Source organism: Bacillus sp. FSL K6-2971 (assembly GCF_038006405.1).
Lineage (GTDB): Bacteria > Bacillota > Bacilli > Bacillales > Bacillaceae > Bacillus > Bacillus pumilus.
In genome coordinates this window covers 2,336,480-2,348,444 of record NZ_JBBOVD010000001.1, presented here as the reverse complement: position 1 = coordinate 2,348,444, position 11,965 = coordinate 2,336,480, and the positions used below count along the sequence as shown (strand labels likewise).

The 11,965-nt window shown below is 39.0% G+C and carries 12 protein-coding genes, 1 other RNA gene, 1 pseudogene and 1 riboswitch; of the genes and pseudogenes, 13 read left to right on the top strand and 1 reads right to left on the bottom strand.

The window, feature by feature from the left end:
* The first annotated feature begins 156 nt into the window (after nt 1-156).
* The 10 genes and pseudogenes from cotD to MHI33_RS12365 form a co-directional block, all read left to right on the top strand.
* Nucleotides 157-396 carry a spore coat protein CotD gene (gene cotD / locus MHI33_RS12410; RefSeq protein ID WP_034661015.1) on the top strand — a complete coding sequence of 80 codons (240 nt, stop codon included), beginning with the start codon at nt 157-159 and terminating at the stop codon, nt 394-396.
* Between the two features lie 49 nt (nt 397-445).
* Nucleotides 446-988, top strand: coding sequence for a DUF1273 domain-containing protein (locus MHI33_RS12405; RefSeq protein WP_221450818.1), 543 nt, complete (start codon nt 446-448; stop codon nt 986-988).
* Between the two features lie 75 nt (nt 989-1,063).
* Nucleotides 1,064-1,369 carry a cell division regulator GpsB gene (gpsB, locus tag MHI33_RS12400; protein WP_044141143.1) on the top strand — a complete coding sequence of 102 codons (306 nt, stop codon included), beginning with the start codon at nt 1,064-1,066 and terminating at the stop codon, nt 1,367-1,369.
* A gap of 61 nt (nt 1,370-1,430) precedes the next feature.
* An RNA gene (gene rnpB / locus MHI33_RS12395) (RNase P RNA component class B) lies at nt 1,431-1,814 on the top strand.
* A 110-nt stretch (nt 1,815-1,924) separates the two neighbouring features.
* On the top strand, nt 1,925-3,079 hold the full coding sequence (locus tag MHI33_RS12390) for a THUMP domain-containing class I SAM-dependent RNA methyltransferase (RefSeq protein WP_065098229.1): 1,155 nt from the start codon (nt 1,925-1,927) through the stop codon (nt 3,077-3,079).
* A gap of 105 nt (nt 3,080-3,184) precedes the next feature.
* Nucleotides 3,185-3,382: a hypothetical protein gene (locus tag MHI33_RS12385; protein ID WP_113768505.1), complete on the top strand. Its 198-nt coding sequence runs from the start codon at nt 3,185-3,187 to the stop codon at nt 3,380-3,382.
* Nucleotides 3,383-3,456: 74 nt separating this feature from the next.
* On the top strand, nt 3,457-5,394 hold the full coding sequence (locus MHI33_RS12380; RefSeq protein ID WP_278175298.1) for an ATP-dependent DNA helicase: 1,938 nt from the start codon (nt 3,457-3,459) through the stop codon (nt 5,392-5,394).
* A gap of 128 nt (nt 5,395-5,522) precedes the next feature.
* On the top strand, nt 5,523-7,028 hold the full coding sequence (locus tag MHI33_RS12375) for a carboxypeptidase M32 (protein WP_003216050.1): 1,506 nt from the start codon (nt 5,523-5,525) through the stop codon (nt 7,026-7,028).
* Nucleotides 7,029-7,164: 136 nt separating this feature from the next.
* Nucleotides 7,165-7,264: riboswitch (purine riboswitch) on the top strand.
* A 118-nt stretch (nt 7,265-7,382) separates the two neighbouring features.
* Nucleotides 7,383-7,967 carry a xanthine phosphoribosyltransferase gene (gene xpt / locus MHI33_RS12370; protein ID WP_065098227.1) on the top strand — a complete coding sequence of 195 codons (585 nt, stop codon included), beginning with the start codon at nt 7,383-7,385 and terminating at the stop codon, nt 7,965-7,967.
* Nucleotides 7,964-8,356 (top strand): annotated as a pseudogene (locus MHI33_RS12365) (solute carrier family 23 protein); the annotation flags it as partial. The gene xpt and the pseudogene MHI33_RS12365, both read left to right, overlap by 4 nt.
* Nucleotides 8,357-8,414: 58 nt before the next feature.
* Here MHI33_RS12365 and MHI33_RS12360 read toward each other — a convergent pair.
* Nucleotides 8,415-8,660, bottom strand: a complete 246-nt coding sequence (locus MHI33_RS12360; protein WP_340911666.1) for a hypothetical protein — start codon at nt 8,658-8,660, stop codon at nt 8,415-8,417.
* Between the two features lie 206 nt (nt 8,661-8,866).
* Between MHI33_RS12360 and MHI33_RS12355 the strand changes: the two genes are divergently transcribed.
* The 3 genes from MHI33_RS12355 to MHI33_RS12345 all read left to right on the top strand — a co-directional run bounded on the left by MHI33_RS12355 (nt 8,867) and on the right by MHI33_RS12345 (nt 11,964).
* Nucleotides 8,867-9,976: a response regulator aspartate phosphatase gene (locus MHI33_RS12355; protein ID WP_340911663.1), complete on the top strand. Its 1,110-nt coding sequence runs from the start codon at nt 8,867-8,869 to the stop codon at nt 9,974-9,976.
* Nucleotides 9,977-10,111 carry a hypothetical protein gene (locus MHI33_RS12350; protein WP_268493610.1) on the top strand — a complete coding sequence of 45 codons (135 nt, stop codon included), beginning with the start codon at nt 9,977-9,979 and terminating at the stop codon, nt 10,109-10,111.
* An 89-nt stretch (nt 10,112-10,200) separates the two neighbouring features.
* Nucleotides 10,201-11,964, top strand: coding sequence for a T7SS effector LXG polymorphic toxin (locus MHI33_RS12345; RefSeq protein WP_340911654.1), 1,764 nt, complete (start codon nt 10,201-10,203; stop codon nt 11,962-11,964).
* The last annotated feature ends 1 nt before the right edge of the window (nt 11,965 follow it).

Here is an 11,965-nt window from a genome sequence, read left to right as displayed (position 1 = left end):
TGTTTTTTCTTGTTGTCATTTTGGTCGCATTTGTGTTTTCAAACTATAAGGATGTTTTCCTTGCAAACTTTTAAAATAGGTTAATGCATTAGTACATGTACACCTCTTAATTCATACATTGTTAATGTAAGTAAATTAAGGAGAGGGGAATGCTACATGTACCATCATCATCATCATTGCCAACCAAATGTTACACAGCCAATTGTTCATCCGACGAATCATTGCTGTACACACAGTGATTCAACAACAATTGTGCCGCATATCCATCCGCAACATGTGACAAATGTTCACCATCAAAATTTCAAACATGTTCACTACTTCCCGCATACGTTTTCTCAGGTGGACCCAGCAACACATCAACACTTTAACTGCGGTGGACCTTGCTGTAACAGATAAAGTGGAATGGGACTTTTATAAGTCCCTTTTTTTTAAAGCAGGTGGAAAAATGAAAATTATTGCTGTCACAGGGTACAAGCCATTTGAGCTTGGGATATTCAAACAAGACGAGCCTGCACTTCAATACATAAAAGCGGAGCTTCAAAAAAGGCTGACAGCCCTGATTGAAGAAGGCCTGGAATGGGTTCTCATATCAGGACAGCTTGGGGCAGAAATCTGGACAGCTGAAGTGGTATTTGAGCTTCAAGAGGAGTATCCAGCGTTAAAACTTGCCGTCATTACGCCATTTTATGAACAGGAAGAGCGCTGGAATGAACAAAACAAAGAGTTGTATGAAGGAATTCTTGCACAGGCCGATTTTGTAGAAAGTGTCACGCATAGACCGTATGAAAGTCCGGCACAATTTAAACAAAAGAACCGTTTTTTTATTGAAAAAACAGATGGACTCCTCGTCCTTTATGATCCGGAGCATGATGGCTCACCAAAGTACATGATCAAAGAAGCGGAAAACTATACCGATTACCCCATTATGTACATCACAATGGATGATTTGAGAGCGCAAGTTGAGGCGGAAGATCCGTTTTTTGACTAAAAGCAAGAGAAAATTTGACAACGTCACGTATTTCTGAAAAAATATACTATGAATTCACGATATGAGGTGAAAAAGATGCTTGCTGATAAAGTAAAGCTTTCTGCAAAAGAAATTTTAGAAAAAGAATTTAAAACAGGTGTCAGAGGATACAAACAAGAAGAAGTCGATAAATTTTTAGATATGGTCATTAAAGACTATGAGACCTTCAACCAAGAAATCGAAAAGCTTCAACAAGAAAACCTCCACTTGTCTAAACAGCTTGAAGAAGCCGTTGAGCAAGGGAAAAGACAGCCTGCACAGTCTAATACAACAAACTCTGATATTTTAAAAAGACTATCTAACCTTGAGAAACACGTTTTCGGCAGCAAACTTTATGATTGAGCCCTGCTGAAAAAAGCTTGTGCCTGATGTCATTGTCGTTTATAATAACGCTTGTTGATTAACGTTCGGGTAATCGCTGCAATGCTTTTAGACATTGCAGAGGAAAGTCCATGCTCGCACGGTGCTGAGATGCCCGTAGTGTTCGTGCCTGGCGAAAAAATAAGCCAGGGCAGCCTGGGAAAGGCTGACGGCAGGAAAAATGCCTACGTCCTTTTAGGATATGGCAAAGTATCCTTGAAAGTGCCACAGTGACGAAGTCTCACTAGAAATGGTGAGAGTGGAACGCGGTAAACCCCTCGAGCGAGAAACCCAAACTTGGTAGGGGAACTTTCTCAAAGGAACCAAACGGAGAGAAGGACAGAGAATTCTGTAGATAGATGATTACCACCTGAGTACGAGGCATTTGCCGTTTGCAGTACAATGGAACAAAACATGGCTTACAGAACGTTATATCCGTTATGATAAACATGATGAAAACAAAGCTCTCCTATTTCAACATATGGAGAGCTTTTATCTTGGAATACATAAAAGGACGAGAAAACAGGTGATAAATCAATGAAAACCTATACACTTATCGCAACGGCTCCAATGGGAATTGAAGCGATTGTTGCAAAAGAAGTAAGAGACCTTGGCTATGACTGCACAGTAGACAACGGAAAAGTGATTTTCGAAGGAGACGCTCTTGCGATTTGCCGTGCGAACCTTTGGCTGCGTACAGCAGACCGCATAAAGGTACAAGTTGCTGAATTTTCGGCAAAAACATTCGATGAGCTGTTTGAACGCACAAAGGCGATTGACTGGGCCGCTTTTTTACCGAAAAACAGCACGTTCCCAGTCATCGGTAAATCTGTGAAATCACAGCTTGCCAGTGTGCCGGATTGCCAGCGTATCGTCAAAAAGGCGATCGCGCAAAAGCTCATATCCACTTACAACATACAGTCTGAATGGCTTGAAGAAACAGGACCTGAGTATAAAATTGAGGTTGCTCTTTTAAAAGATAAAGCTGTGCTCACGCTTGATACATCTGGTGTAGGTCTTCATAAACGGGGGTACCGCATGGATCAAGGCGGAGCACCTATTAAAGAAACCCTTGCGGCTGCACTCGTGCTATTAACGAACTGGACACCTGACCGTCCGTTTGTTGATCCTTTCTGCGGATCAGGAACAATCGCTATTGAAGCGGCCATGATTGGACAAAACATTGCCCCAGGATTTAACCGGGAATTTGCGTCCGAGTCATGGGAATGGATTGGTGAAGATGTATGGAACAAAGCGCGTCACGAAGTGGAAGAAAAAGCGAACTATGATCAGCCGCTCCACATTATTGCAAGTGATATCGACCACCGGATGATAGACATTGCAAAAATGAATGCAGAAGAAGCGGGACTAAGTGAATTGATTGAGTTTAAACAAATGCAAGTGAAAGACTTTCAAACAAAAGAAGATTACGGTGTGATTGTCGGAAATCCGCCTTATGGAGAACGACTCAGTGATAAACCAGCTGTTGAAAAAATGTATCAAGGAATGGGCGAAGCATTTAAAAGCCTAGACACATGGTCCATTTACATCTTAACGTCACATGAAAAGTTCGAAGAGTGCTTTGGTAGAAAAGCAACGAAAAAGAGAAAACTGTTTAATGGTTTTATTAAAACAGACTATTACCAATATTGGGGAAAACGCCCGCCTAGAAAACAGACAACTGAATTATAAAAAATGTCACACCTACAGAAGGTGTGGCTTTTTTTATCCCAGAAAGGTATAAACCTTCACGGGACGGAATAAACTGAACTTGATTTTAAAAAAAGAGGTGTCTCCATGATACAATATGATCAATTTCAGTTAATCCAAAAAGCACTCGCTTCGACTGCTCAAGAAATTGAAGGGCAAGAAGGTGGACAATCTGCTCATCTGACAGCAGCCATCGAAGATTTAGCGCTTGCTCAGGCTTACATAGAGCGTTCTGAGCATGCATTTTTAATGAAAGAAACCTATCAACATCGTTTGCGTTCGTAAAAAAGATTGTCATTCCCCAGCAAAAATGTTACTATAGAATGTCTGAATGATTCAAAAGTTGGGGGTTGAAGCAGGTGACAGCATCTCGTTTGCCTTTTTCATTATCAAAAGAACATAATTTTTACGAAGAACTGGGCAACTGGATTGGTGATGTGTTCTATGACATTTTGCCAGAAAAGGGCTTTGATCTTCGAGATGAACAAATATTCATGGCTTTTCAACTAGAAAGAGCCTTTAAAGAAAAAAGTGTGATGTTTGCCGAAGCTGGGGTAGGCACAGGCAAAACCATCGTTTACCTATTATTTGCGGTCACATATGCAAGGTATACAGGGAAACCTGCGATTATTGCATGTGCAGACGAAACGTTAATTGAACAGCTAGTGAAACAAGAGGGTGATATCTATAAAATTGCCAATCACCTTGATATTCAAATAGATGCGAGATTAAGTAAATCACATGATCAATATTTATGCTTAAAGAAATTAGAGAAAACCATGCAGCGTGAAGATGATGAGAAGTGGCTCGATATTTATGAATCGCTTCCTTCGTTTGTTCATGAATCACATGGGATGCAGAACTTTTATCCGTACGGTGATCGAAAAGAGTACCCAGAGCTATCCAATGATGAATGGTCACGCATTGGCTATGACTCGTTTCAGGACTGCTTGACGTGCGATATGCGTCATCGCTGTGGTCTGAATTTATCAAGAGATCATTACCGGAAAGCAGCAGACCTTATCATCTGTTCTCATGATTTTTATATGGAGCATGTGTGGACGAAGGAATCTCGCAAACGCGAGGGCCAGCTTCCGCTGCTTCCAGAACATAGCTCCGTTGTATTTGATGAAGGCCACCTTCTTGAATTTGCCGCACAAAAAGCACTGACATACCGAGTGAAGCAATCAATGCTCGAAACCTTTTTAGAGCGCCTGCTTCAAAACGATATACGCGAAGAGTTTGCCGAGCTCGTTGAAGATGCACTTGCCACAAACGATGAGTTCTTTTATCTCTTAAAAACACATGCCAAAGAAATCAAGGGCTCGCATCGACTTGAAATTGGACGTGTGGATGAGGTGAAGCGTTCTGCAAGTGAATTGTGTGATTTACTTGAAAAAATTGGAGAAGCACTCGTATTTGAATCAGAGATGTATACAATCGATCAATACGAATTGTCTGTTGTGGAAGAGTACATTGAACAAATGGCGTATTCTCTGTCGCTTTATCAAAAAAATGCGATTAGCTGGCTTGAAAAGCAGGAATTAGATACGACATTTGTTGTGATGCCAAAGACTGTCGCAGAGGTGCTTGGTGAAAAGGTATTCTCGCAAAAAAGACCATACATTTTCTCTTCTGCTACATTGTCTGAAAATCAATCCTTTGATTATTTAGCTGAAAGTCTTGGGATTAAAGATTACTTATCAATGAGTGTCGCTTCGCCGTATGATTACGATGAACAAATGAAGATTTATTTCCACGGGATTCAGCAGCTTCAAGAGCAAGAAACAAAAGGACAGCAAGTGATCACTCAGCTGAAAGATAATGGAGGACGCTCTCTCATTTTGTTCCCTTCATTTGATGAACTTCATTTCTTTAGAAAGCATCTTGAGGCATCGAATGAATCACTGCCTTTCCATGTGTACTTTGAGGGAGACGAGGAAATCAGCACGATTGTTCAAAAGTTCCAAGCAGATGAGACATCTGTGTTATGCTCTGTTCACCTTTGGGAAGGGCTGGATATTCCAGGACAATCATTAACAAATGTGATCATCTGGGGACTTCCTTACCCGCCTCATGATCCGGTATTTGAGGCGAAACGGAATGAAGCAAAGGATGCTCGTGCAGAAGTCGACCTTCCGTATATGCTGCTGCGCTTACGACAAGGTATTGGAAGACTGATTCGGACAAGCCAAGATGCAGGAACCATTCATATTTACTTTGACCGCAAGGAAGATACAGAGCTTCAAAGTAAAATTGAATCCGTTCTGCCAGTAAAGCCAATCATCACATCTTAAATAACACCCGAACGAGAAAAAGAGGAGGATACCATCTGTGTATCCTCCCTTTTTCATTGACAAAAGAACATTTCTTGAAGTAGCCTTGAAACGTACATACATATTTTATCGATTGGGGGAACAAACATATGAGTCTTGAAGCAAAAGAGAAAGCGTTTTATCAATTACTAGGAAAAATCGCCCACTATACGGAGGCGCTCCATTTACTTTATTGGGACTCTAGAACACAGGCGCCTAAAAAAAGCGCCGATTTCAGAGCTGAAACGATCGGTCAATTATCAAGTGATATTTTTAATATGAAGACTTCTGATGAAATGAGAGATCTTCTTCACGCATTAAATAAACACCGAGATGAGCTGTCAAAAGATACACAAAAGGCGCTCGAATTATCACAAAAAGAGTATGATGAAAACAGCAAAATTCCGAAAGAAGAATTTAAAGAATACTCCATTTTACAATCAAAAGCAGAGCATGTCTGGGTAGAAGCAAGGGAGAAATCAGACTTTTCACTCTTTGCACCATACTTAAAACAGCTCATTGATTTTAACAAGCGTTTTATTCAATATTGGGGCGTGAAACAAACGCCATATGACGTGCTGCTCAATAACTATGAACCAGATATGACGGTTGAACAGCTCGATCAAAAGTTTGGTGCACTTCGTGATGCCATTGTTCCTCTCGTGAAAAAAATCGAAGCCTCTCCTCATAAACCGGATACTTCATTTTTATCGAAAAGCTTTCCGATCGACAAACAAAAGGAACTGAGTCTTTTCTTCTTAAAAGAATTAGGGTATGACTTTGACGCAGGACGTCTGGATACAACAGTTCATCCGTTTGCTGTGACATTGAGTAGAGGGGACGTTCGTGTGACGACCCGTTATGATGAGCATGATTTTCGGATGGCGATCTTTGGCACGATTCATGAGTGTGGTCATGCCATCTATGAGCAAAACATTGATGAGGCACTGAGTGGAACGTTATTATGTGATGGCACATCAATGGGGATCCATGAATCACAGTCTCTTTTCTTTGAGAACTTTATTGGCAGACATGAAGACTTCTGGAAAACGTATTATCAAAAGCTTCAAGAAGCGTCTCCTGAGCAGTTTAAAGATGTCTCTTTAGAAGACTTTGTGCATGCAGTGAATGAATCGAAGCCGACTTACATTCGAATTGAAGCAGATGAGCTCACATACCCGCTTCACATTATCATCCGCTATGAAATTGAAAAAGCGATATTTAATGAAGAGGTGGCGGTCGAAGACCTGCCTGCACTGTGGAATGAAAAATATAAGGCATATCTTGGCATTACGCCTCCTAATGATGCACTCGGCATCTTGCAGGATGTTCACTGGTCTGATGGTAGCTTTGGATATTTCCCTTCATATGCCCTTGGTTATATGTATGCGGCGCAACTAAAGCACCAAATGATCAAAGATTTACCGAATTTTGATGAGCTAATTCAAAATGGGTCTTTTGCACCGATAAAAGAATGGCTCACAACACATGTTCACCAACACGGAAAACGCAAAAAGCCATCTGAAATCATTCAAGATGCGACTGGTGAGGAATTAAATGTACAATATTTAATCGATTATTTAACTGATAAATATACGAAACTGTATTTATCTTAAATAAAAGGCACCCTTTGCTTAGAAGGGTGCTTTTTTGATGCTTGAATATTCTAAAAACGAACGTTTTGATCTGATCTATTATTTAAGTTCGGTATTTTTCTAGAAAAGTGCTTTCCAAGCGTCTGAAATCTTGTTATAATTTGAACACTATAACACTCATATAATCGCGTGATGATGGCACGCAAGTTTCTACCGGACACCGATACCGTCCGACTATGAGTGAGCAAATGAAACAGCTCTTGTTTGAGCTGAAGATCCGTGGATCGTTTTCGCATTGCTTGCTCCTCATGGACAGCAATGCTTTTTTTATGCGAAAAATGAAAATGTTTGCCAATATGCTGGGAGGAAGAAATGATGGAATTGTTACGTCAAAAAATTGAGAACGAAGGAATCGTTCTGTCAAATCAAGTGTTAAAGGTTGATGCCTTTTTAAATCATCAAATTGATCCTGTCTTAATGCATGAGATTGGGCAAGAGTTTGCTAGATTATTCAAGCATGATGGCATTACAAAAATTATCACAATCGAATCTTCGGGCATTGCACCTGCTGTGATGGCTGGACTAGCTCTTCAAGTACCCGTTGTTTTTGCTCGAAAACGTCAATCACTAACACTAACAGAAAACCTATTAACAGCGAGTGTGTACTCTTTTACAAAAAAAGTAGAAAGCACGATCGCTGTCTCAAATACGCATCTCGGTGAAAAAGATTGTGTATTAATCATTGATGACTTTTTGGCGAACGGTGAAGCCGCTAAAGGACTTGCGGCAATCGCAAAGCAGGCGAAGGCAAAAGTAGCCGGATTTGGCATTGTCATTGAAAAGTCATTCCAGCCGGGAAGAGATGTACTTGTTCAAATGGGCTACCGCGTCGAATCCCTTGCACGGATTGAATCACTTGAGAAAGGGAAAGTCACGTTTGTACGAGAGGTACAATCATGAGTGCTACTAAAAAAGTCAAAACGCTCTCGCTAGGGATTCAGCATGTGCTGGCGATGTATGCAGGGGCCGTTCTTGTGCCGCTCATTGTGGGAGATGCACTCGGCCTCACGCCTGCACAACTGACTTACTTAATCTCAGCAGATATTTTCATGTGCGGGGCTGCCACGCTTCTTCAAGTTTGGAAAAACCGTTTCTTTGGTATCGGTTTGCCTGTTGTATTAGGCTGTACATTTACTGCGGTTTCTCCTATGATTGCGATTGGCTCTAAATACGGGATTTCGTCTATCTATGGAAGTATTATTGCTTCGGGGTGTATCATCATTCTACTTTCTTTTTTCTTTGGGAAGCTTGTGAAATTTTTCCCGCCTGTCGTGACAGGGTCTGTCGTAAGGAATATAGTTTGAGTACAACATAAATTTGTATGAAAAAAGAGCCGTACAATAGGCTCTAGTCTATAGATAAGTTGTTCATAAATTGATTGACTGCTCGATTGGTTTGAACCAAAGCTTCATCAGAGGGCTTGTTACTTGAATAAACTGTTATGTTATAACCTCCTTTAGAATACTTGGAAACACTTTCTGCCTCATCAATTTCTAAAGAATCTAAGGTCTTCTCAATAAACTTTAGAACACGTATGTAACTCGATTTGATAAAATCATTTGTGGAAATTTCGTTATGTATGTACTCGGTCATCATTTTCACCTCCCCTTAATCTATGATACCACATATATATGTAATTTGTATTTTATTAAATGATTATTTCTGCATAAAACATATCTTTTATAGATAAACATTTTGCGGTATGCCGAAAACTTTCAAAATGAGCAACTCAACTTTACATATGTTGTAAATATCGTGTTAAAATTATACAAAGGAATTGTTTACAAGGGGGTAACGGGATGACAAGGTTAATTGCCTCTCAAGAGGTAGGAAACATGTTAAATACTTGGAATCTTGCCATACAAAAAGGGGATTTATCAGCAGCTATTGAAATGCAAGATGATATAGACAGTGCAATTGAAACAATGGAAGAAAATCAGGATATTCTTTTGTATTATCAGCTACTGAGCTTTAGACTTAAGCTGAAACTTCAGAATATTAGCAGAAATTTAGACAAGCCATTCTTTGAGAGAAACGCCCCAGATGAAAAAGAAGAAAAAACAAATAAACTCATGTCCTATTACTTCTACTTTTATAATGGGATATATCATGACTATTTGCAAGATTATGATAAGGCACTAAGTTATTTCAGAATTGCTGAAAAGAAGTTGGCTTATGTTGATGATGAAATAGAAAAAGCAGAGTTTCATTATAAATTAGCTGTTCTATTCTATGATATGAAAATGACTTTCCTATCTAAATATCATGCTCAAATCGCTTCAGATACTTTTAATGCACATGAAACATATATCAAAAGACAAATCAACTGTAGGTTGCTTCACGCACTAAACTTAATAGATCAATTTAAATATGATGATGCAAGTGACCTCTTTAATGAAGCAGAGGGAATGATTAAGAATATAGACGATAATCACTTAATAATTCACCTGTATTACAATATGGGGTTTTTAGAAAGTAAGAAAGGTAATTACTCAGATGCAGCGGAATTATACAGGCGCACCTTAAGCTACAGAGAAATTGAAAACCAAGATTTATTGAAATTGAGATGTTTGTACGAATTATCTAGAGTTGAAATTTCCACTCAAAGTAAAGAAGCAATAGAATTAATTGACCAAGGGTATGGTTTATCTGAACAAGTTGGACATGAAATCTTTCAGATTAAATTTAAATTATTAAAAGAGCTTGCTTATGATGTTACTGAGTCTCAAATAAATAATATTACCACCCTGTGCTCAGAACTTGAAGAAAAAGGAGTGTGGGTTGATTTAGAGGAAATCTTAGTTGATGTGGCGAAATATTTAGAGAGAATAGGCTTGCTGCAACAATCATTGGATTTCTATAAAAGAGCCTTACGTGCAAGCCAGTATGTGGGAAAAGGAGTGAATTAAATGAAAAAGTCAATTTTTATAACATTATCAATAGCTGTAGTTGCACTAGGTACACTTTTCTTTACAAATGGTTTGATTCAACCTCTACATGATGATATCCAAACAGTTGCATCAAGAGGAAGCTCTGGAGGTTGAATGGTTAAAATTAGATAAAATGGATTAAAGCATAAGGCTCCTTATGGTATTCTAGTAAAAGAATATTCCATAAAAGGAGTCTTTTTTATATGAAAATATTAGATGCTCCTTCCCTGATATCAGCTGTAGAGAAGAGATCGAAGGTATATCAACAGCTTAGGGAAGAAATAACAGACTTAAAAAAAGCATTGCAAGGCGTGGCTAATTTAGGTGATGAGTTTACTGGAAAAGGTGCGGATAATATCAAAGCTTTTTATAATGATCTTGCACTTTACACGGATTCTTATCTTGATTTTATCGATATGCAAAAGGCTTTTTTAGATGGAGTGAAAGGAAAGCTTGATGATGAATCATTAGGCGGTAGTACATTTATTGACGAGCACTTCTTAGACGCTCAATTGAAGCAAGGCATTCAGAACAATAAAGATATGGTTAAGGAACAAAAAGAAGCCCTTACGGCTATTTTTGACGATGTCAGTGATCTAATTGAATTGCAGACGTTTTCCAGCAAAGAGGTAGATGAGCATTTAGATGATGCGAACGAAGAAAGAAAAGATGCGATTGAGGCATTACATAAAATAGACCATGATCTAAAAACAGAATACGCAAAGTCAGAAGCGATTGAAAAACATCTCGAAACTTTTTATTCAAAAATGATGGCTGCTACAGGACAAGGTAAGAACGCTCAGCCCATGTATTATGATGCAAAGGCATTTCATGAGACAGATGTGTACAAGAATCATGATAAAATCGATGCACAGGTGAAAGCATATTTAAAAGTGAAAAAAGAAGAAAAAGAGAAGCGAAGAATCAAAGAATTGAAAGAAAAGCTCAATGATCCTTCGTGTATATCAGAAGCGAAATACTTTGAGATTGTAGATGAAATTGGATATGAAAATCTTTCTTACGATCAAAAAATGTATTACAGCCAGCTGCTCCAAATCAAAGCACAGGAAGAAGCATCAAGTGTCTTTATTGATGGTGTAAAAGGCGCAGCAGTTGGTATATACGATGTGGCAAAAGACACAGTGACCGGAATATATGATCTTGTCACTGACCCTGGTGGGGCTGTAGAATCAGTTGTGACAGCTGTTTCTCATCCGATTGAAACATCGAAAGCAATTGGGAAATCTATTTCAGACTCCTATGAAAGAGATATGGTAAACGGTGACTCTTATTCGAGAGCGCATTGGGTGAGCTATGCAACAGGCACCATTGCTACTTCTATATTTGGAACAAAAGGTTTAGGGTCTGTTTCTAAAACTGGCGTATCAACAACGAAAACAGCGGTTATAAGCGGTGTGAATAAAACTAAGCATTTTGCTAACATTTCCATATACGACTTGCTTCCTTATTCGCCAAAGCATCAACTAGCAGGGATTTCAAATGTTCCTTATAATGTAGTAGATGGAGCTTCTTTAAAAGAACGTTTAGTAATGCTGGCTGAAGGAATAAAAAACCCAAGAACTCGTCTTCCGAGATCAAATGGACGATGGGAAGGTGTGCCAGGTAACGGAAAATGGTATTCAGATAACCCAAAAGTAAAGGTCGTTACTGGAGGAAAACCAGTAGAATTTATAGATAATCGCCCAAATTTTACTCCTTGGGAAAAGGGTCGACTTCATTTTAAAGAGGGGAAATTGACTGGTGAAAAATCTGATTTTAGCTTGGTTTATAAAAAACTAAAAAAACAGTATGGGTTTAAAACACAACATGAGGTGAAAGAATGGCTTGCAAAAGTGAAGCTAACTCCTCATCATTTAGATAATAAAACAATACAGCTTGTTCCGACTGACTTACATAAAAATGTACCACATATTGGTGCTGCATCAGATTTAAGAGGAGGCTATTAAA